This is a genomic window from Hymenobacter terricola (genome assembly GCF_017921975.2).
In the GTDB taxonomy this organism is placed as follows: Bacteria; Bacteroidota; Bacteroidia; order Cytophagales; family Hymenobacteraceae; genus Hymenobacter; species Hymenobacter terricola.
This window is the reverse complement of the sequence record NZ_JAGEMO020000047.1, coordinates 26,815-47,993: the sequence shown is the minus strand read 5'-3', so window position 1 is coordinate 47,993 and position 21,179 is coordinate 26,815. Positions and strand designations below refer to the sequence as shown.

Genomic DNA, 21,179 nt, shown 5'->3' with positions numbered 1-21,179 from the left:
CGGACGATTCTAGGTTGAGAAATTGAGTTAGCGCTTCACGGCATAGCCTTCCCAGGGAGCGGCCACGTAGGGGAACGTGGCGCTGAAGGGCAAGTCGTTGTGCTCCACCCCGGTCGAGAAGTTGAGCACGCCTTTCAGGCGCGGCGTCACCGGCGAAGTGCTGGCAGTCGTGTAGTCGTCGTACCACAGGCCGATGGCGGCCAGCGCCGCGCCGCTCACCGCTTGTAACTCAATTTTCACCACGTCGTCCTCCAACCGGCGGCCGTTGGGGAAGCCGTCCATGTTGGGGATGTTCTGGACGGTGGTGTTGCCGTTGAAGCGCGCATCCGTCAGGCCCAGCACGGCAGCGGCAAACAGGCCTTCGTTGCTGAAATCAGGCGAGTTGCGGGGCGTGGCGGGCACGGCCATGTTCAGGCGCAGCATGTCGCCGCCGGGGTTGCTGCCGCTCAGGGGCAGGAAGTTGTTCACAAACGGCTTGCCAGCCGCCAGCGGGTTGCCGGCCTTGCCAGTAGCCAGCTGGTAGGGAATCAAATTCGGCACGCCAGTGTGGAAAATAGGCTTGATATCCACCGAGCGCGGCTTGCCCGATACCAGCAAATAGTTGCCAAACGCGGCGTCGTCGAGGGCCGTACCGGCCACGGCCGAGCTGCCTTTGAGCGGAAATAAGCCCGACGCCTGGTTGCGGAAGTCGAAGCCCCCAGCAGGTAAACCGGGCTGGCCAGCCAAGGACTTGGTTTGCACGCGCAGCGCATTCAGGGCCGGCACGGCCTCGCCGTAGAAGGTTTGGCCGTTGGCCTTGGGCGCAGCCGGGGCTACCGGCGTGTTATCGGCCATGTAGAGGCCCAACTCGGGGTTCGAGAGGTAGTCGTCGGTGATGGCGGCTTCGGCGTAGGGCGTGGTGCGGTTCCAGGCGTCCTTGCTGCCCACGGGGTTGATGGCTTCATTCAGCAGCGGCATGCCCAGGCGCGACACTTGCACGTAGCTGGTATTCACGGTGGTAGCACCAGTGCCGCCCGTGGCGCTCAGCGTGCGGATGCTGGGGCGGCTGGCCGAAGCCCACACGCCAATCACGTAATCCGCATCGAGGATGCCGCCGGGTGCGGGCAGGCCCTGTCCCGTCTTTTGCAGGGTGGCAATCGGAATAGTCAGCGCGATGGAATGCACGTTGTATTTACCGAGGCCGTCGCGGGCTCCCTGGTTCACGCGGAAACCGGCGAGGTCAAACGTAGCGCCCAGGTCCACGAAAAACGGGTCGTCGGAAGGACCACAAAATATCTGTTCGCCGCCGCCGCCGGTGGCGGTCATCACGGCATTCTGGCGCAGGGTGGCGTAGGGCGACGGCTGGTTCAGGCCCGCAGCGCCGTTGATGGAGCGCGGCCCAATGTTGTACACCGGCACCGTGCCGCCCGTTACGATGGTGGTAAAGGTGTTACCACCGTCTGTGCTTTTCTCGCAGAGGTAGGTAGTTTTCAGGTTCTGCTGGCCCAGCCGCACGTTGAAAAACGTGGTCGGGTCCTGGTTGGTGCGGCTGAACGTGAAGCGGTAAGTGATGTCATCACCGGGCGTTGTGCTCTTGTTTTTCACGTGCACCTCGTAGCGAATGTTCTCGCCGAACGTGTAGTAGTTCGGCCCGCCCTGGGGCAGTTGGAACGGGATGTAGTCGGCGATGAGCACGACGCGGTTAGGGTCGTTGGGCGACACGAAGGCGTAGACGTCGGTATTGTCGGCCATGGGGTCGTCGGCAATCATCGGTGCTTCACGGTGGCTACTCGCCTCCAATGGCGTGTGGTGGGCGGTGCTCCACACCGAAAGCCCCGTGACGGCACAGACCCCAAACATCCAATGCAGGGGCTTGCTTAAAAGGTTTTTCATAAGGTTCAGCAAACGAAAAAGTGTAAAAAAAAGGACCAAACAACAAGTATTAAAAAGGAAACAAAATCTTGATTTATAACGACTTAAATATTGCATAGGAATCCAGCAACTAGCATTCGAATAGATTGACGAACGATAGGCGAACTAGCAGTAAGAATAGCAAACGGCCCATTTGGGCGCGGGAATCCAATAGTGCGGACCAGCAAAATCCAACGAGCGTTAAGAGGCTCGTCGTTCGGCACCGCCAGGCTCAACACTGAGCCCATAATCAGCCCCTGGTCAGCAATTAATTTGCGGCCAACAGGCTGGATAGGAAATAGAATATTGAACTACTGCAGGTGCCCTGGCACCGGTCGATAATTATTACGTACCCGATTATGAAATTGGATTTACCAGATGAAACTATTTTGTATTAAATAATTACAATCCTGCTTCCCAGTGGCAACAGGCCTTTTTTGCCCTCAAAATCTACTGACCGGACAACCAAACGAGGAGCTGTAAAACCAAAAAAGGGCTGCTCCCAACGGAGCAGCCCTTTTTTGGCAACTATTCAACTGACCATAGCCTATAAATACTTCTCGTAAATCCCGGCCGCGATTTTCTCCACGAGGCCCTTGGGCACGAAGCTGGTGAGGCCCGCCGACACCTTGTTGAGCACGCCGGGCACGATTTCTGCCTCGCCAGCCAGCAGGCCCTGCACGGCGGCTTCGGCCACGGCTTCGGCGGTCATCGATACTTTGTTGGCGGTGGCTTGCAGCTCGGCGCCCATGCCGGCGCGGTCGGCAAAGTTGGTGGTGGTGGCGCCGGGGCACAGGCAGGAAACCGAGACGTTGGTGGGTTTCAGCTCGTAGCGCAGGCCCCGGCTGAAGCTCAGCAAAAAGGCCTTGCTGGCCGCGTAGAGCGACAACGACGGCACGGCCTGGTAAGCCGCGGTGCTGGATACGTTCAGAATATAGCTTTTGGGTGCTTGGTGCAGGGCCGGCAGCAGGGCGTGGGTGAGGGCCACGGGCAGCGCCATGTTCAGCTGCAACATGTTTTGCTGCTCGGCCAGGCTGAGCTGCTCGAAACGGCCCCAGAGGCCGTAGCCGGCGTTGTTTACCAGCACGGCCAGCTGGTCGGTTTGCGCGGCAGCCCAGGCCGCCACCGTTTCGGCCGCACCGGGCGCAGCCAAATCCAGGGCCAGCACGCGGGCCTGATGCTGGTGCTTCTGCCCTATTTCCAAGGCCAGCGCGGTTAGCTGCGCCTCGGAGCGCGCCACCAGAAGAAGGTCGTAGCCGCGTTGGGCCAACAGGAGCGAGATGGCGCGGCCAATGCCGCGCGAAGCGCCGGTAACGAGGGCGTAAGCCATTTCGGTTATTAGTTATCAGTGAGCAGTTGGCAGTTGGCAATGCGCGGATATTAGCTGGCAGCCATTCGGCGCTGCTAACTGCTCACTGATAACTGATAACTAATTTTCTACTTTACCAGGTGCAGGAAGCGCAGGTAAAATGGCGTGGGGCTGTCCTCGCTTTTGGGCTGGTACTTGCCCGAAATAATGGGCACGTACATCACGCGGCGGCGGCTGGCTTCGCCAATAAGCGGCGACTGGGCCACGCGGTGCCACATGCGGCCGTCGTGCACGGTGAGGTCGCCGGGCTCGGTTTCGATGGCTATTTCGTTGGGGTCGTAGAACACGTCCTTGTAATATTTCTTGCGAAACAGCATCTTGTGCAGGCCCTGGCGGTGGGTGCCGGGAATCACGCGCAGGCCGCCGTTGGTGGCCTTGGTGCCGTCGAGGTGCAGGCCCACGTTCAACATCGGGCCAATGCGCTTGCCGTAGAACACGTCGCGCAGCGAGTCGGTATGCCAGCCCATTTGCGAGAATTCGGAGCCGGCTACGTTCACGTAATGGTTCACCACGAGGCCGTCCTTTTCGTTTTCGCCCACCCGGCCGCCTTCGGCTTCGAGCAGCGGAAAAAGGGCTTTAAACCGGTCGTCCTGCAGCAGCTCATGCAGCACGGGGTTGTGTTGCGAGGCAAAGGCAAACCGCTGCACAATGCGCGAGCCGTCCACGTCGTGGCCGTACTTGATGGGCACACCGTTCACTTTCTCCACGCCCTCGGCCAGCCACTTAGCTTGCACGTCCTGGGTTGCTTTCAGGATTTGCTGAACGTATTCGGGAGAGGCAAAGGGGCGAAAATGAAGAAAGCCGTGTTTGGAGAAAAACGCTCGTTGTTCGGCCGTAAGTGTGGTGCCGAGCGTGAAGCGTGGATAATCAGAGGATAAGGCCATAGCAGAAAAGAGGCGGCCGGCGGGTGCTCCCCGAACGACACACAAAGGTAATACGTCCGGCCCAGCCCTCTGCCAATCGGCAGGCTGACTGGTCCAACGCGGCGGCTATAACCGCGCCGGGGCGCGGGAGTTTTAATTCGCCAAGTACGGAGTGGGCGCGTAAATGGATGATGAAACCCTAGCTGCCGTATCCCCACTGACGATTGGCGGGAGCATTTACCGTACTATTTTCTCCATTTATCACTTCCGCCTGGCCCGGCCAGCCAACGCAGTACCGTAGATTGAAATACAAGCAAGGCAGGTATATTACTGAGTAAGGCTTACTTGCATTTCAGCAAGGCCGATACTAGTAGTAATAGGATGATTTACTATCTCACTGAGACAGAAAGTAAATGTACAGATGTCAGCATATTTCCCGGTAGCGCACACTTGATTGCAATCAGGCCAAATGGGCATTGCAGTAGTTTATACATAGTTGATTAACAGTAGATTTCGGAACTGAGTATGCTAAAAATGCAGTTGGTTCGGGGCCTGCTTGTATATTTCAGCTCTCCTGCCCCACTCACTTGCGCTTGCCATGCCAGAAACCTTGTCTGCCGAAGCCCGCGTGACCCAATTTGCTGAGCGGGTGGCCCGGCGCGACAACCGGCCCTTGCCCGACCCGGCCCGCTTCGAGCCGGCCGGCGTGGGCCAGATTACCGGCCGCCGCGCCCGCGCGTGCCTCGAACGGGCGGGCCTGCTCCGGCACAGCCACCGCCGCTACCACCTCACCCGCTTCGGCGATGACTGCCTGCTGGCTGTGGCCCAGGCTACGGCAGTGCCTGCGCCGCCCGTTGCGGAAGTGGGGAGCGCCACACCACGGCCAGGTTTTCCTTCCCCTATTGCGCCTGCTATGCTCCGGCTGCCCATCAGTTGAAGCGGCCGGCCGCGGCCGGTGCGCGGGCTCAAATAGGGTCATGCGAAGTATTCTTTGGGGATTTCCCCCAAAATTCCCCACCTTCACCCTCGCACACCGCACTTCCTCAATTCCCACCTAATCTCAACGCTCCCCAAAATGGTTTTCACCCCCAGCCCCATGCTTCTGAAGCTGCTCTACACGCGCGGCAGCCTGCACAATTTGCCCCAGGACGCGGGCGTGGCTTTCAGCATTAAAAACCGGCTCGATACCGTCAGTATCACGGGGTTTAAGCAGGTGCAGATTGGTGAGGTGGTGATTCCGGCCGACAAAATCCGGGTCGATTTGGGCAACGGTGAGCTGCGGGCCGCCGCCGACATCAGCGCCGATGGGCAGGCCATTGAGCTGCCCGTGGGCCGCTCGCTGATGATATTGCTTGACACCCCGGCCCTGGCCGAGGGCATGCACCCGGTGCAGGCCTGGTTTTCGACCGATGCTTTTGGCGACCTGCACGTGGAGGTGGAAGACGCCATTGTGGGCGTGGCCAATTCCAAGCCCCGCATTCCGCGCTCCGACGAAGACGACTATTCCGAAGCCGCCATCGCGGCCCGGCAGCGCTTTGCCGAGCAGTTTGCGGGCCAGGAGTTCACCCACCTCAAGCACTACTCCTTCGATGCCCATAAGCTGCAGGGCAACTGCGAGCATTTCATGGGCGTGGCCCAGATTCCGGTGGGCCTGGCCGGCCCGCTCACCGTGAACGGCGAGCACGCGCAGGGCGATTTCCTGATTCCGATGGCCACCACCGAAGGCACGCTGGTGGCGAGCTACAACCGCGGCATGCAAGTGCTCAACCTGTGCGGCGGCGTGAAATGCACCGTCATCGGCGATGCCATGCAGCGGGCCCCGGTGTTTGTGTTCAGCGATGCCCGGGGGGCGCGCGACTTTGGCAAGTGGGTGGAAGACACCATCGACCAGATTCGGCCGCAGGCCGAAAGCACGTCGAGCGTGGCCAAGCTGCAGTACATCGACACGTATTTGAGCAACAAATTCGCCTACCTGCGCTTCAATTTCAGCACCGGCGACGCGGCCGGGCAGAACATGGTGGGCCGCGCCACCTTTGCGGCCTGCTCCTGGATTCTGGAAAACTACAAGGGCCCGAAAGTCGAGCACTTCTACCTCGAATCGAACTTCGCGACGGACAAAAAGGCCTCACAAATCAACGTGATGCGCACCCGCGGCAAGCGCGTGGTGGCCGAGGCCGTGGTGAAGCGCGACGTGCTGATGCAGCGCATGCGCGTGACGCCCGAGCAGTTGGCCTACCACGGGCAGGTAAGCAACGTGGGGGCCTTCATTTCGGGGGCCAACAACAACGGCGCGCACTCGGCCAACGGCATCACGGCCATGTTCATCGCCACCGGTCAGGACGTGGCCAACGTAAGCGAATCTTCGGCCGGCATCCTGTATTCGGAAGTCACGCCAGAGGGCGATTTGTACATCAGCATCACGATTCCCTCGCTCATTGTGGCCACCCACGGCGGCGGCACCGGCCTGGCCACCCAAAACGAATGCCTGCAAATGCTGGGCTGCGTGGGCCGGGGCACGGTGCGAAAGTTTGCCGAAATAGTGGCCGGCGTGGTGCTGGCCGGCGAGCTAAGCCTGGGAGCCGCCATCAGCAGCTCCGACTGGGTGAGCAGCCACGAGCAGTACGGCCGCAACCGGTAAGTGCGCGTGGTGAACCTGCAAATCCGCCGCAATAAACCGTCACGCTCATCTCGCAACATGAATTCCTCTACTAAAATCAAAATCCTGGCGGGGCTGCTGCTTGCGGGGGCCGCCCTCACGCCCGCTGCCCACGCCCAGACCCAACGCGACCTCACCGAAATTGGCATGGACCTCTACCAGCGCGCCAACTCGCCCGATGCCCTGGAGCGCATGCACAAAGACCTGGTGAACGCGCCCGAAGCCTACGTGGTGGCCGTGGACCAGCCCGGCACGCTGGTGCTGCCCAGCAAGCGCCGCATCCGGGTGCCGGCCATCAAGTACAACGTGGCGCTGCACCTGGTCGAAGCGCGGGACTCGACCGGCAGCCACGTGTGGCCACCCGGCAGCCTCGACGGCTTTTACATGGGCCAGGGGGCCGATGCGCGGCATTTCCGCACCTACCTGGTGCGCAACGGCAGCACCAAAAAGGACTTTGTGGAGGTGCTGACTCCTGTCGACGACAGCCCCGTGGTGCTGGGCCTGCAACACGTGTACATCCACGAAGACGCCCAACTCGACCCCGTGCTGCACACCGAAACCAGGAAAGCCCGCACCGAAATTGGCCAGGTGGTATTGGTGGGCGCGGGCGCTACGCCTCAGGAGCCCCTGCGCCCCCTCCAGCTCAACCAAAAGAGCGTGACGCGCCTGTTTGTGCCCCTCGCCAGCCAGGTCGATGCCTATGCTACCAAAGAACACCTTGGCTACACCGACCTGGGCCAGGTGCTGCATCTCGTGGAATACTACAACCGGAACCTGGCCAAGTAGGCATCGGAATAAGGAAAGCACGTTTGCGACCATCGAGGAAGTCCCAGTAGTGGCCAAGGCTGGCACGGTGCTTGAAAATGAGCATCAAACCCCATTGCCGGCCGATGTTATCGTCATTTCGGCCCCCTTATTCCCAGCTTGTTTTTGTTGTCAGTTAGTGAAGCCTTCTCTTTACTTCTTTTTCCTTATGCTAGTGGCCTGCCTGCAGCCCGCCGCCGCCCAAACCTCCCGCGACCAAATCGAAGCACGCGCGCTGTACCGCCAGGCCAACGCCAAGGCGGCCAGTGCCGTCCTGCGGGCCTCGCTGGCGCGGCAGGCATCCGGTTTTTTTGGCGATGGCTCGTTCCAGCCCGGCGCCTTGCGCACGTTTGACGGGCGCTATCGGCCCGTGCCGGGCCTGCGTTTCCACGCCGGCCTGCACGTTATTGAGGCGCAGGATTCCATCGATACCGATTCAACGCACCTCTGGCCCGTGGGCAGCCTGCGCGGTTTCGACCTGGGCGAAGCCGGGGGCGTGGGCACGGCGGCCCTGCGCCGCTTCCGCCCGCGCCTGGTGAAGGAGGGCAGCGCCGGCACCCGCCGCGATTTTGTGGAAGTTCTCACCGCCGTCGATGCCGGCCCCTTGCTGCTGGCCTGGCTTTACACCTCAGGCGCCGACGCTGCGGCCGGGCGCCTTTCCTTCGCCCCTATGCTGCTGGTGGGCCCCGGCAACGAGCCCGAAGAACCCCTGCGCCCCCTCGACCTCAACCAGGCCGCCGTGTTGCGCCTCTTTGGCAAGCGCGCCGACGACATGCGCACCTTCGCCGATACCCAGCACCTGCACTTCGACCAACCCGCCGAAGTAGCCCGCATCATCGACCGCTACAATCGGGTAGCGGTGGTGAAATAGATTCCAGTTAGCAGTGAACCGTTAGCAGCCGTTCAACGGGCTTTAAAAGCTTCGTTGAACGGCTGCTAACGGTTCACTGCTAACTGGAAACTGAAAATCAGTCCATCATGTCCGCCGACTTGGGCGGGTCGGGCACGAAGCCGGGGTTCCAGCTCATCGGGTAGCGCGGGTCCACGTAGGGCAACGCGGCTTCGGTGAGGTAGAGCGGGCGGAAGGTGTCGACCATCACGGCCAGCTCGTGGGTTTCTTTTTTGCCAATGCTGGCCTCCACGGTGCCGGGGTGCGGGCCGTGCGGCAGCCCCGTAGGGTGCCAGGTGAAGGAGGCCAAATCGACCCCTTTGCGCGACATGAAATTACCGGCCACGTAGTACAGCACCTCGTCCGAATCGACGTTGGAGTGGTTGTAGGGCGCCGGAATGCTGAGCGGGTGGTAGTCGAACAGGCGCGGCACGAAGGAGCAGATGACGTAGTTGTGCCCCTCAAACGTTTGGTGCACGGGAGGCGGCTGGTGCAGGCGGCCCGTTATCGGCTCAAAATCGTGGATACTGAAGGCATAGGGGTAGAAATAGCCGTCCCAGCCCACCACGTCGAACGGCGAGTGCGCGTAGGTCAGCTCGTGCATCAGCCCTTCTTTTTTGACGTGCACCACGTAGTCGCCCTCCGGAAATTCGTCGGTAATCAGCTCCGACGGCGGGCGCATGTCGCGCTCACAATAGGGTGAGTGTTCCAGCAATTGACCGAAATGGTTGCGGTAGCGCCGCACGGTTTCCACCGGGCTGAACGACTCGATAATCAGCAGCCGCACCGGCCCTTCCTCAAAGTGCAGCTGGTGGATAACGGTGCGCGGCACCACCACATAATCGCCGGGCTCGAAGGCGACTTTGCCCATCTGGCTCCACAGCTCGCCGCGGCCTTCGTGCACAAAAATCACCTCGTCGGCCTGGGCATTTTTGTAGTAATACTCCATCCGCTTTTCCGTCGGATTGCAAATACTCATGGTCACATCGGCGTTGCCGAGCAGCGTTTGGCGGGCGGCCAAGTAGTCGCCGCCGGTGCTGGTTTGGGCCAGCGTGCGCAGGTGTTCGGGCTGCAGGGGCCGGTCTTTCAGCAGCTTGGGCGCGTAGGGCTTGGGCTCGCCAACGTGCTTGATTTGGGTGGGCGGATGCACATGGTAGAGCAACGACGACACGCCGTGAAACCCCAGCGTGCCCACCAATTGCTCCGAATATAGGGAGCCATCGGGCTGGCGAAACTGGGTGTGTCGCTTACGCGGAATCTGGCCGAGGCGGTGGTAATGAGCCATAAAACAGGGGGGTGGGATTAGCTGCGCTGACTTGCAGATGGGGAGCAGCGAAGGTACGGGCTTCGCCGGCATTACGGGAGAAAACCGGCTCGGCAACCTGCTTCTCTCCATCCCCAAACCACGCCTGAAAACCCTGGCAATAAATAGCCCCGTCTCTGCGCGGATGCGCAAGGCCGGGGCTATTTATTGCCAGGGTTTTCAGGTAATTATCGTGGGCTAAACGACAGATTTTATCACGTAGTATTAGTAAGAGGCAGGTTATGAAATAAGGTTTTGGAGTAGTTATTTGCCCAATAGAGCCAGTTGCGCGGTGCTGTCGCTCACGGCGTGCAGGGCGCGCTGCAATTCCGGGTCTTGCTCGCGGAGCACCGTGTAATAAGGCACCAGCCCATAAGCGCTGCGGGCGATATAGGCCTTGAGCTGGTTGCGCAGCAGTGGCGCGCACCGGCGCACGGCGGCTATGTCCGCGCTCACGCCATCTTGCGCGGCCTGCGCGGCCAGGCTCACCAGCTGTGCATCCGTGATGCGGAAAGTGGCGTTGAACTGCTCGAAGCGCAGGCCCTCCAGCTCGGCTTTGTGGGCCTGGTAGAAATTCAGGGCGAAGGCGCGGGTTACGCCGTGGCTCATCAGCTTGGTGAAATAAGCGGAGTGCGCCAGCGAGTCGCGGGGCACGAATACGTCGGGCATGATGCCGCCGCCGCCGTACACGGTGCGGCCGTGGTCGGTGCGAAACCGCAGCTCTTTGGCAAAGTGAATGCTGTCGGCCGATTGTAGCTCGCCGCGGGCCGAGCGGCCGGTGAGTTCGGCGCTGTATTCAGCGTAGTTGGCACCGTAGGGCTTTTGGATGGAACGGCCGGCCGGCGTGTAGTAGCGGGCAATGGTGAGGCGCAGCTCGCCACCGTCGCTCAGGGCAATGGGCTGCTGCACGAGGCCCTTGCCAAAGGTGCGGCGGCCCACTAGAATGGCCCGGTCGTGGTCCTGCAGGGCACCGGCCACTACTTCGGCGGCCGAAGCGCTGCCTTCGTCCACGAGCACCACCAGGGCACCTTCTTCGAATTCGCCGGCTACTTTGGCGTAGGTCTGCGAGTCGTATTGTTCGCCCTTGCCATCGGTGTACACGATTTTGCGGGAGCCGCCGATGAACTCATCGGCCAGGCGGGTGGCGCGGTCGAGGTAGCCGCCGGGGTTGCCGCGCAGGTCCAGCACAAGGCGGGTGAGGCCCTGGCGGCGCAGGTCGGCCAGGGCGGCCTTAAACTCGTCGTAGGTATTCGAAGCAAAGCGGCTGACCTTGATGTAGCCGGTCTGGTCGTCAATCAAATACGCGGCATCTACCGAAGTGTTGGGGATGCGGCTGCGGGCAATGCTGAGGCTGAGCGGGCGCGGCTGGTGCCGGCGGCGCAGCTCCAGCGCCACACTGGTGCCGCGGGGGCCGCGCATGAGCTCGGTGAGGCGAGCCGTGGTGAGGTGAGCACCCGACACGCGCTTGCCGCCGATGCTCAGAATCTGGTCGCCGGGCTGCACGCCGGCCTGCTCGGCCGGGCCGCCGCTGATGGGGGCCACCACGGTGAGGGTATCGCGAAACAGGTTGAATTCGATGCCGACGCCGTCGTAGTCGCTTTGCAGGAAGGAATCGGTTTTTTCGCGGTCGCGGGCCGGGATGTAGACGGAGTGCGGGTCGAGCTTTTCCAGCATCTGCACCACCGCGTAATCGGCCAGGCCTTCGGTGTCGACGGAGTCGGCGTAGTCGCGGTCCACGTAGCTCAGGATTTCCTTGAAGCGCAGGTAGCCGCGGGCCGTGGCATCGGGATTTTCGGAGGACGGCCGGAACGGATTGTTGGCCACCAGCACCCCGCAACCCATCGCCAGCACCAGCAATATACACTGCCGGAGCCACCCGGCCCGCCACCGTGAGGCAGCAGGCCGGCCTGTTTCCGGGGCGGCGAGCGAAGCAATGAACATGAGTCGGGTAGAATTGCTAGCGAATAGAAATGAAGCAAGTGGAATCCAAAATTATTGAAATTTTCTTAGTTACAATCCTTAATGCATAACAACCACCGTGTTTATTCAATCAATGCAATTAACTAGTTTAAAAAGGCTAATTCAAATTCATATTAGCGGCATATTACAATTATGTTGCGCAATAACTCACTAGTTAAACCGAATCAAATTTATAATTTTATCCAGAACGCCTTGTTCGATTTTCGATAAACCCAGTTGCTTTCCCGGTAAGCGGAATTATTTCTGGCACCAACGGTTGGGCTTGGCGAACTCGGCCTAACTACGGCCAACGGTTGCCTGTGGATTGAGGCCCTTGCCCCTGCCGTATCTTTGCGGCTGGTCGGCGTTGCCGCGCCGTTTCCCCTTCCATACTTTACTCCGGGCACATGAGCCGCATCCTTGCCATCGATTACGGGAACAAGCGCGTGGGGCTGGCCGTCACCGACCCGCTGTGCATGATTGCCTCGCCGCTGGAAACCATTCACAGCAAAGACCTGGTGGCTTATGTGCTGGCTTACCACCAGCGCGAGCCGCTGCGGGCCATTGTGGTGGGCATGCCGCGCACGCTGCTCAACGAGCCCACCGACGTGACCAGCGCCGTGGTGGGGCTGCTGCGCACGTTGCGCCGCGCCCTGCCCGAACTGCCTATTCATGAGCTTGATGAGCGGTTTACTTCGCGCATGGCCCACGCCACCATGCTGGCCGGCGGCCTTGGCCAGAAGGCCCGCCGCGACAAAGCCACGGTGGACCGCATCAGCGCGGCCATCATTCTCCAATCATTCCTTGAATCGCCGATAATGCGGGAGATTTAGTTGCTCGTTATTCGTTGTCAGTTGTCAGGCAGTGCTGTCGGCAACTGACAACGACCGGCCGACAGCAACATCCTAGCAACTGACAACGAACAACTAATACCTGCCATGATTTATTCCATTGTCGCCATTGGCGACCCCGTGCTGAAAGCCAAAGCCAAAAACCTACCCGCCGATTTGCCCGCCGCCGACTTGCAGCAGCTCATCGCCGACATGTTTGAAACCATGTACTACGCCCACGGCGTGGGCCTGGCCGCGCCCCAGATTGGCAAAGGCGTGCGCCTGTTCGTGATGGATTCGGGACCGATGGTGGAGCTGGACGAGGAAGACCTGGCCGAGTTGGAAGAAGGCGAAACGCCCGAGCCACCCATTAAGCGCGCCTTCATCAACCCGGTGATGGTGAGCGAAACCGGCGAAGAATGGGGCTTTGAGGAAGGCTGCCTGAGCATTCCCGGCGTGCGCGAGCTGGTGACGCGCTGCGCCGACATTGTGCTGCGCTACGAGGACGAAAACCGCCAGGTGCACGAGGAAGCATTTTCCGGCATGGCCGCCCGCATCATTCAGCACGAGTACGACCACCTCGAGGGCATTCTGTTCACGGATAAGCTGTCGGGCTTCAAAAAGCAGCTGCTAAAGGGCAAGCTGGCCCGCATCAGCAAGGGCGATGTGAAGCACGACTACCGGATGCGGTTTGCGGGCGACGGCAAGCGACGGTAGCGTGGCGGCCGGGCTGGGTAGCAAGGGGATAATGCGGGAGCGAAACTTGACTTTGCAGTCATCTCCCGTACCTTGTTACCCGTGAGAAAATACGTACTCCTGCTGCTGTTTAGTGTGCCTCTGCTGTTCATTGCCCGCCAGGCGCAGGCGTGGGGGTTCTTCGGGCACCGGCTGCTGAACCGGCTGGCCGTGTACACGCTGCCGCCGGCCATGATTGGCTTTTACAAGGCCAACATTGAGTACCTGACGGTGAATGCCACGCGGCCCGACTCGCGGCGCACGGTGGTGCCCGGCGAGGCGCCCAAGCACTTTCTCGACGTGGACCGCTACGGCGACAGCGCCGCGTACAAGCTGCCCCGCAAGTACGCCGACGCCGTGGCCCGCTACGGCGAGGATTCGCTGCTGCGCCACGGCATTGTGCCCTGGAACGTGGTGAGCATGAAAAACCAGCTCACCGCAGCCTTCAAGGCCAAGGACACCAACCGGATTCTGAGCCTCTCGGCCGACCTGGGGCACTACGTGGCCGATGCCTGCGTGCCGCTGCACACCACGCGCAACTACAACGGCCAGCTCAGCGGGCAGCGCGGCATTCATGGGCTGTGGGAATCGCGCCTGCCCGAGCTGCTGAGCACCGATTACGACCTGTTCACGGGCAAAGCCCAGTACATTGAGCGGCCCAGCGACGCCATTTGGGCGGCCGTCATCCGCTCACACGCCGCCGTGGATTCGGTGCTGCGCTTCGAAAAAGAAGTAACCACCCAATTTCCCGAAGACCAGAAATTTGGCTACGAGCAGCGCGGCAGCCAGACGGTGCGGGCGTATTCGCGCGAGTTCAGCAAGGCCTACCACACCAAGCTGAACGGGCAGGTAGAGCGCCAGATGCGCTACGCGGCGGCCCTCATCGGCGATTTCTGGTTTACGTGCTGGGTTGATGGCGGCTCGCCCGATTTACGCCAGCTCCAATCCAGGCCTTCCGATAAGGAGCAGCAGCGGCTGGCCAGCGAAGCCAAGGAAACGGCCGGCACGCCAGTGGTGAGCGCGCCGGGGCACGATGAGTAGCTTGGCACCTGCTTTAGCTTGTGCGTGCGTGGGGCAGGAAAAATTTATCCATTCATTCCGGCCCAAGCAAAATCCTGTGCTACAATGCTTCGGTGAGGTGGAGCTGGTCAAGGTCGACCACGGCAATGCCGTCTTCGTCCACCTCGTAGGCGCGGATGAAGCGGCGGTTCCACTCAATCTCATCGTGGGTGTAGGAGTTGCGGGAGTGCACGTCCTGAGCAAAAGTGTCGTCGTAGCCTTTGAGCTGGATAAGGATTTCCGCGTCCAGCTGCTCATAATCCAGTTGAGTCAGGTCGTGGAGCGGGCTGTCGGGGGTGATGTCGTGAACCAGCGTCCAGCTGAGGGGAAAAAAGCTGATGGCATCACGCTCCAGCGGCAGCAGGGCGTAGGTTTGGTTGCTGGTGTCGGGGTTTACGGTTTTGAGGAGCACACGGGCCTGCAAGTCAATCAGGATGTTGGAGCGCTGGTTGGCGATGCGGAACTGTAGGGTGGGCGTACCATCGGCCCGACGGCTGATGATGGCCGTGCGGCTGAAATGAATGCGCGCCGAAGGCCGTGAAAATCGCCCGTAGAGCAAGCCGGTGGCCAAAGCAAAGGTGAGCACGCCCACCAGCGCTTCCATACTCGAGACAAAACCCGAGCCGTTGCTACCGGGATAAATGTGGCCGTAGCCCACGGAAGTGAAAGTTTGGATGGAGAAGAACAGCGTGCTGAGAAAGTCCTGCCACCAGCCGCGCGGAGCGAGCACGCCGGGCAGGCTGTCCAGCCCCAGGGCCATGTAAAGGAAGGCAAAAACGATGTTCAGCAAACCAAAAAATGTCACCAACACGCCAAAAAATGGCAGCCAGTTCATCTGGATGAGCCATTGGTAGGGGTCGTGGGTGTGCGGGCCGCCGCGCCGCCGCACGTTGAAGGAGCCGTCGTGGTTGATGGCCCGCTTGGTGCGGCGCGAGAACTTTTCGCCAATGCCGGGGTCGAGGGTAGTGGCCATGTGGGGGGGTGATGAATGGATGAATTGGTGAGTTCAGAGCAACAAATCAAAAGTAGAACGCCTTGGCCTGAAAGTGCGACCTTGCGTACACCGGCCCACTCACAACCCAAAACTTCCCCATGAAAGGCGTTTATTCCCTGCTCCTGCTCACCATTTCCAATTTGTTTATGACGTTTGCCTGGTACGGGCATCTGCACTTGTTTAAAAAAATGGCCTGGTTTGCCAAATTGGGCCTGTTTGGCGTCATCATGGTGAGCTGGGGGCTGGCCCTGTTCGAATACATTTTCCAGGTGCCGGCCAACCGACTGGGGTTTGAGGAAAACGGTGGGCCGTTCAGCCTGTTCCAGCTCAAGGTAATTCAGGAGGTGATTACGCTCACGGTGTTTACGTTGTGCGCGGTGTTTGTTTTCAAAACCGACAAGCTGGGCTGGAACCACGTGGCGGGATTTGCGCTGCTGGTGGCGGCGGTTTACGTCATTTTCAAGAAGTGGTGAAGGGCCTGGCGTGAAGAATACCGGGCGAAGGCGAGGCCACGGCGCGTATCTTTAACCAACCCGATGAACCAGCGAAACGGGTGTATGTCGCGGCTTTTACCGGTCAGCTTATTTTACTGAAAATGAAGCGCCCGCAGCAGTTCCTCAGCAAGGCATAACTTAGCCACCCGGCGCGGCGTACCAGCCGCAGTAGCGGGGGCCAAACTCCGCATTTCCTGTCCTATATGACCCATTTCTGCTCACGAATGCTGCTGACTCTATTGCTGGCAGTTTTTTTTGTTTTCACCGCCCAGGCCCAGAAAGTGGGGCTGGTGCTCAGTGGCGGCGGCGCCAAGGGCCTGGCCCACGTGGGCGTGCTGCGGCAGCTGGAAAAAAACCATATTCCCATCGATTACATTGTGGGCACTAGCATGGGGGCCGTGATTGGCGGCATGTATTCGGCCGGCTACTCGCCCGATGAGATTGAACAGATTGTGGTCAGCCCCGAGTTTCAGCGCTGGACTTCGGGCAAGCCGTTGGAGAGCAAAACGTTTAACTTCCTCACGGCCGAGCCGTCGCCGTCGGCCCTGCGGCTGGGCATTGCCATCGACTCCACGCTGAAGGCCCGGATAAGCACCAACCTGGTGAACGATTTGAACCTGAACCTGGCCCTGGCCCGGCTGCTGGCCCCGGCTTCGGCCAGCAGCAACTACAACTTCGACAACCTCTTCGTGCCCTTCCGCTGCATGGCCTCGGAGGTATTTACGCGGCAGGTGGTGGAGCAAAGCAAGGGCTCGCTCTCCGATGCCATCCGCAACTCGATGTCGTTTCCGCTGGCGTTCCGGCCCATCCGCAACCTCGACGGCAAGTACTACTACGACGGGGCCGTGTACGACAACTTCCCCACCAATACGATGAAGAAAACCTTCGCCCCGGACATCATCATCGGGGTGAACGTGGGCGACGTAGCGATGAAGAAATACCCCAAAAACGACGACGACCTGCTGGGCAGCACCGTGGCCTTTCTGGGTACCAGCGTGGCCGATACCAGCAGCGTGGGCCACAACGGCATCTATATTCAGCCCGATTTGGATGGCTTGGGCGTGGGTGACTTTGACCGGGTGAAGGACTTCATTGCCGAAGGCGACACGGCCGCCCTGCGCAGCATGGACAAGATTAAGGCCCGCATCGGCCGCCGCGTCGATTCGACTTCGCTGCAAAAGCGGCGGCTGGCATTTCAGGGCCTGGCCCCCACGCCGCGCTTTATTGAGGTGCGGGTGAATGGCCTGCGACCGGACCAGAACGCCTACGCGGCGCGGTTTTTCCAGAAAAAGGGCCGCGAGTATTCGCTCGACGACATCGAGGAGGGCTACTACCGGCTGGCGTCGGACGACTACTTTAAGAACATTTACCCGCGCATTCGCTACGACGCGGCCCGCAAAGGCTACATCTTCAGCGTGGATGCCCAGCGCAACAACAACGTGAGCACCGAGGTCGGCTTCGTGCTCAGCAACCGGCCCATCGACAACCTGTTTTTTGGGGTGGAGTTCCGCTACCTGCGCAGCCTGCTCTACACGGCCTCGGCCGACGTGAGCCTGGGCCGCTTCTACAACGGCGCGCACGGCTCGTTCCGCATCAACGTGCCGGCCAGGCTGCCCTTTTACTTTGAGCCCGAAATCACTTACAATCAGTGGGATTACCAAAACACGGGCGGCGTGCTGGGCCGCGACGTTATTAACACCCAGGTGCGGCAGCAGGACACGAAGGTGGGCGGGCAGTTCGGCATCAGCCCCAACTACCGCAGCCGCCTGCTGCTCGACGCGGGCGCGTTCGTGAACAAGGACGAGTACACCAACTCCAAGCAAATCAACTCGGCCGACGTACTCGATGCCACGTTGTTTAGCGGGGTCACGGCCGCCCTGCGCCTGGCCCGCAACACCCTGAACCGCAAGCAGTACGCCACCAGCGGCCACCGCTACGTGTACACGCTGCGCGCCGTCACGGGCTCGTCTACCTACACGCCGGGCTCCACGGCCGAGCAGCCGGGCCGGTCGGAGCACCGCGAGTGGCTACAGTTCCGGGCCACCGTGGAGCGCTATTTTTCCATGAAAAAGGACCGGCAGGCCTGGGGCTATTTTGGTGAGCTGATGGCCAGCAACCAGCCCACGTTCACCAACTACCGCTCGTCGCAGACCACGGCCCCGGTCTTCGCACCGCTGCCCGACTCGCGCACTTTGTTTCTCGATACCTACCGCTCGGCCCGCTACGCCGCGGCGGGCGTGCGCTACACCCAGCCCTTCCTCAAGAAGCTGGAGTGGCGAACCGAATTGTACGTGCACGTCAACGCCGAGCCCCTGACCCAGGGCGACCAGCAAGTGGCCGTGCGCCATTCGGGCCTCGACCGGCCCCGCGTCACGGCCAGCACGGGCCTGATTTTCCAGACGCCGGTGGGGCCGTTGGCGCTACACGCCCGCTTTTATGACGACCCTTCCGAGCGGTTCAGCGTCTATGGGCACCTGGGCTTTCTGCTGTTCCGCAGCCGGTCGCTGGAATAATTACGGGGCGGCACTGGCCGACAGCTTCACCGTTTCACCAATTCTGCCACCGCGGCGGGGGTTTCCAGCGGCAGCAGGTGGCCCGCGCCGGGCACCATGGTGTAGGGCGTGCCGGACGGCAGGTACGGCAGGGTTTGCCAGCGTTGGGTGGTGGGGGTAATGGCCGGGTCGTGCTCGCCTACTAGCAGGTGGCAGGGCACGGCAAGCTGTGGCATCAGGGACGTAATGTCTTCCCGCGAGCCCCGGTCCAGCCACACGTCCCAGGCCGGGCGGGTGCTGCGCAGGTTATCGGCAATAACGTCGGCGCGCAGGGCGGCGGACAGGGGCTGCCGGGTGATTTTGTGGAAGGTTTTTTCGGCTTCCTCCGGCTTGCCGTAAGCGGCCAGGGAAGCGGCGCGGTCGTCGTCGGAAATGGGTTCGCCCGAGGGCGGCGAGGGCGACAACAGCAGCAGCCGACGCAAACCAGCCGGGCGGCGGGCGGCCAGCGCCAGGGCAATTTTGCCGCCCATGCTGTGCCCGATGAGCGTGAAATCGGTTAGGCCACGCTGCTGAAGGTAATCGGCCACCCAATCGGCGTAGGCTCTTACCGAATAATCGAATTCCGCCGGGGCCGCCTGCTGGCCGAAGCCGGGTAGGTCGGGCGCCAGCAGCACGGTGTGGGCGGGCAGCAGGGTGCGCAGAACATCGAATTCGCGGCCCGCGCCGGCCCAGTAGTGCAGGGCAAGAATGGTATGAGGCATAGTAGCAAGGGGTAATACCGCCTGTACGGCAGACGCGGGCTGAGCGTCGAAAAATGGCATTGCCGCTGCCCAGCCGGTGCCCGGCCCGGTGCCGCTGGCGCAGGAATTCCGCGCTGCTTATGGAAACGGCACCCGCGCAGCACCAAGGGCTTCCGCGGCCAAAAGACCCGGCTTTTTATTCCCAAATCAGGCGTTAAAAGTTAACCGGATTTCCACCTCCTAATGTCCTGCCAAAGTCGCTGCGAAAAACAACTCATTCATGGCAACGCAATCCGGTCGCAAAAATATCCCGTAGGTTCTTGCTCCATTACTAGTTAGCGCCTCTATTCATTACCCGCCGTTTCACTTCTAACCCCCTGCTTCTATACGCAACCAGCTACTATTTCTGTCCTCGTTACTTTATCCCGACAACTTTTCGCCGGCTTCTTCTCCCGGCCGGCGGCAGGTTTTCTCCTCCCTTTCCACCTATGAATTCAACCCCGGCGTTGCTTAAAGCAACGGACGAAGAAGCGCTTGTGCAGCGCCTGGTAGCGCGCGACGAACAAGCCCTGCGCCTGCTCCACGACCGGTACTCCCAGAACCTGCTGACCGTGGTTCTGCGCCTGGTGCACGATGAGGCGCTGGCCCAGGACGTGCTGCAGGAGGGCCTGCTCAAAGTCTGGCTGAGCATTGCCAGCTACGACCCGGGCCGCGGCCGCCTGTTTACCTGGATGGTGCGCGTGTGCTGCAACCAGGCCATTGATGCGCTGCGCAGCCCGCGCCTCCGCTTTCACAACAGCACCAAGTCGCTGGAGGTGAGCGGGGCCCAGCTGGCCTCGGCGCCGTCCTCGTTCAACCCCGAGCACATTGGGCTGCGCGAGCTCACCCTCAAGCTCAAGCCCCGGCAGCGCGAGGTCATCGACTTGCTGTATTTTGGGGGCTGCACCCAGGCCGAGACGGCCGAGCAGCTCGGCATTCCGCTGGCCACCGTGAAAACCCGGGCGCGGGCGGCCCTGCACGTACTGGCACAGCTGGCCCGCTAGGAACGCTCGATTAGCGTGGGCATTCTTCCCGCGTCAGACTTTCGTTGATGACAATGGCGGCGCGGTTGCCATCGGCGGCGGCCAGCAGGGCTTGCTGAGTGCCGGGCCTGGTGTCGCCAGCGGCGTACACGCCGGGAATGGAGGTTTGCAGGCCCGAATCGACCCACACAGCCCCTTTGCTGGTGAGGCGGGCGCCCAGGTCGGCCGCCAGTGGGGTGCGCTGGTGCTGCGGCGCGTGCAGAAACAGCGCGGCGCGTTCCAGCTCGTTGCCATCTTCGAACTGAATGCAGCGCAGCTCGCGGCCGGGCGTGCCAATGAGGCGGGCAATGGGTGCTTCGCGGATGCCGATTTTCTGGCGGCGCAGGCGCCGCCGGGCGTTGGGCGTGAGATGGCCCGGCCCGTTGGTCACCACCACCACATCGTGGCTCCAGCGGCTGACCAGTAGCGCTAGGCCGGTGACCGTACGGCCCTGCCCGTACACGGCCAGCGGCTGGCCGCGCACCTCCCAGCCGTGGCAGTACGGGCAGTGCAGCACCCCGCGGCCCCACAATTCGCGGAAGCCCGGCAGGGGCGGGAGGATGTCGGACACGCCAGTGGCCAGCAGCACGCGTCGGGCCGTGACGGTAGTGAGCGCATCATCGCCGGTGCCGTGGCCGATGGCCCGAAAACCCCTCCCCTCTTTGCTGAGTTTATCGATGTGCAGGCATTGTACAGTCACGGTTTCGTAGGGCTGCAACTGCTCATGGCCCAAGCGCAGCAACTCGGCCGGCCGGATGCCGTCGCGGGTGAGGAAGCCGTGGACGCCCGGCGACTGCTCGTTGCGCGGCGGGCCTCCATCGGCCACCAGCACCCGGCGCAGGCAGCGGCCCAGGGTGAGGGCCGCCGAGAGCCCGGCGCTGCCCGCGCCGATAATGAGGACGTCGTAATCGTAAGCCATAAATAGGTAGTTGAGGCAGGTTCCGAGCGGCATTAACTTCAACTCCTACGGCGAGGTTATGCAGCCGGTATCTTTAAAAACAAAAAAAGGCCCTCCCCGAAATGGGGAAGGCCTTTTTTATT

General features: G+C 61.3%; 18 protein-coding genes. 10 read left to right on the top strand and 8 right to left on the bottom strand.

The features are described from left to right. Nucleotides 1–27 precede the first annotated feature (27 nt). The 3 genes from J4G38_RS20650 to J4G38_RS20640 all read right to left on the bottom strand — a co-directional run bounded on the left by J4G38_RS20650 (nucleotide 28) and on the right by J4G38_RS20640 (nucleotide 4,143). On the bottom strand, nucleotides 28–1,872 hold the full coding sequence (locus J4G38_RS20650; protein ID WP_210513999.1) for a DUF4331 domain-containing protein: 1,845 nt from the start codon (nucleotides 1,870–1,872) through the stop codon (nucleotides 28–30). A gap of 565 nt (nucleotides 1,873–2,437) precedes the next feature. After that, on the bottom strand, nucleotides 2,438–3,220 hold the full coding sequence (locus tag J4G38_RS20645; protein WP_210513997.1) for an SDR family NAD(P)-dependent oxidoreductase: 783 nt from the start codon (nucleotides 3,218–3,220) through the stop codon (nucleotides 2,438–2,440). A gap of 107 nt (nucleotides 3,221–3,327) precedes the next feature. After that, complete coding sequence (locus tag J4G38_RS20640; protein ID WP_210513995.1) at nucleotides 3,328–4,143, bottom strand: phytanoyl-CoA dioxygenase family protein; 816 nt, start codon at nucleotides 4,141–4,143, stop codon at nucleotides 3,328–3,330. A gap of 577 nt (nucleotides 4,144–4,720) precedes the next feature. Between J4G38_RS20640 and J4G38_RS20635 the strand changes: the two genes are divergently transcribed. The 4 genes from J4G38_RS20635 (at nucleotide 4,721) to J4G38_RS20620 (ending at nucleotide 8,453) form a co-directional block, all read left to right on the top strand. Beyond that, nucleotides 4,721–5,059 (top strand): hypothetical protein, encoded by a 339-nt coding sequence (locus J4G38_RS20635; protein WP_210513994.1) that lies wholly within the window; start codon nucleotides 4,721–4,723, stop codon nucleotides 5,057–5,059. A 138-nt stretch (nucleotides 5,060–5,197) separates the two neighbouring features. Next, nucleotides 5,198–6,760, top strand: a complete 1,563-nt coding sequence (locus J4G38_RS20630; RefSeq protein WP_210513992.1) for a hydroxymethylglutaryl-CoA reductase — start codon at nucleotides 5,198–5,200, stop codon at nucleotides 6,758–6,760. 57 nt (nucleotides 6,761–6,817) lie between these two features. Beyond that, complete coding sequence (locus tag J4G38_RS20625; RefSeq protein WP_210513991.1) at nucleotides 6,818–7,564, top strand: hypothetical protein; 747 nt, start codon at nucleotides 6,818–6,820, stop codon at nucleotides 7,562–7,564. Nucleotides 7,565–7,751: 187 nt separating this feature from the next. Further along, nucleotides 7,752–8,453 (top strand): hypothetical protein, encoded by a 702-nt coding sequence (locus J4G38_RS20620; RefSeq protein ID WP_210513989.1) that lies wholly within the window; start codon nucleotides 7,752–7,754, stop codon nucleotides 8,451–8,453. 97 nt (nucleotides 8,454–8,550) lie between these two features. Here the strand turns inward: J4G38_RS20620 and J4G38_RS20615 are convergent, their stop codons facing one another. Next, nucleotides 8,551–9,756, bottom strand: a complete 1,206-nt coding sequence (locus J4G38_RS20615) for a homogentisate 1,2-dioxygenase (RefSeq protein ID WP_210513988.1) — start codon at nucleotides 9,754–9,756, stop codon at nucleotides 8,551–8,553. Between the two features lie 282 nt (nucleotides 9,757–10,038). Continuing rightward, entirely contained in the window at nucleotides 10,039–11,715 is a 1,677-nt protein-coding gene (locus J4G38_RS20610; RefSeq protein WP_210513986.1) for a S41 family peptidase, read from the bottom strand. A 425-nt stretch (nucleotides 11,716–12,140) separates the two neighbouring features. Here J4G38_RS20610 and ruvX point away from each other — a divergent pair, with 425 nt between their 5' ends. From ruvX to J4G38_RS20595, 3 genes are all read left to right on the top strand, one after another. Continuing rightward, entirely contained in the window at nucleotides 12,141–12,566 is a 426-nt protein-coding gene (ruvX, locus tag J4G38_RS20605) for a Holliday junction resolvase RuvX (RefSeq protein WP_210513985.1), read from the top strand. Nucleotides 12,567–12,671: 105 nt separating this feature from the next. Then, entirely contained in the window at nucleotides 12,672–13,280 is a 609-nt protein-coding gene (gene def / locus J4G38_RS20600; RefSeq protein WP_210513983.1) for a peptide deformylase, read from the top strand. 81 nt (nucleotides 13,281–13,361) lie between these two features. Continuing rightward, on the top strand, nucleotides 13,362–14,339 hold the full coding sequence (locus J4G38_RS20595) for a zinc dependent phospholipase C family protein (protein WP_226163616.1): 978 nt from the start codon (nucleotides 13,362–13,364) through the stop codon (nucleotides 14,337–14,339). A gap of 79 nt (nucleotides 14,340–14,418) precedes the next feature. Here the strand turns inward: J4G38_RS20595 and J4G38_RS20590 are convergent, their stop codons facing one another. After that, nucleotides 14,419–15,330 (bottom strand): ion channel, encoded by a 912-nt coding sequence (locus tag J4G38_RS20590; protein WP_210513982.1) that lies wholly within the window; start codon nucleotides 15,328–15,330, stop codon nucleotides 14,419–14,421. 119 nt (nucleotides 15,331–15,449) lie between these two features. Between J4G38_RS20590 and J4G38_RS20585 the strand changes: the two genes are divergently transcribed. Both J4G38_RS20585 and J4G38_RS20580 read left to right on the top strand, forming a co-directional pair. Beyond that, the gene (locus tag J4G38_RS20585; protein WP_210513980.1) at nucleotides 15,450–15,824 is read left to right on the top strand and encodes a DMT family protein; all 375 of its coding nucleotides are present in this window, start codon (nucleotides 15,450–15,452) and stop codon (nucleotides 15,822–15,824) included. 245 nt (nucleotides 15,825–16,069) lie between these two features. Beyond that, on the top strand, nucleotides 16,070–18,358 hold the full coding sequence (locus tag J4G38_RS20580; protein ID WP_210513979.1) for a patatin-like phospholipase family protein: 2,289 nt from the start codon (nucleotides 16,070–16,072) through the stop codon (nucleotides 18,356–18,358). 26 nt (nucleotides 18,359–18,384) lie between these two features. Here the strand turns inward: J4G38_RS20580 and J4G38_RS20575 are convergent, their stop codons facing one another. Next, complete coding sequence (locus J4G38_RS20575) at nucleotides 18,385–19,098, bottom strand: alpha/beta fold hydrolase (RefSeq protein ID WP_210513978.1); 714 nt, start codon at nucleotides 19,096–19,098, stop codon at nucleotides 18,385–18,387. A gap of 467 nt (nucleotides 19,099–19,565) precedes the next feature. On the opposite strand from J4G38_RS20575, the gene J4G38_RS20570 reads away from it, so the two are divergent. After that, entirely contained in the window at nucleotides 19,566–20,120 is a 555-nt protein-coding gene (locus tag J4G38_RS20570) for an RNA polymerase sigma factor (RefSeq protein ID WP_210513977.1), read from the top strand. A 10-nt stretch (nucleotides 20,121–20,130) separates the two neighbouring features. Here the strand turns inward: J4G38_RS20570 and J4G38_RS20565 are convergent, their stop codons facing one another. Further along, nucleotides 20,131–21,057 carry an NAD(P)/FAD-dependent oxidoreductase gene (locus J4G38_RS20565; protein WP_210513975.1) on the bottom strand — a complete coding sequence of 309 codons (927 nt, stop codon included), beginning with the start codon at nucleotides 21,055–21,057 and terminating at the stop codon, nucleotides 20,131–20,133. Between the last annotated feature and the right edge of the window lie 122 nt (nucleotides 21,058–21,179).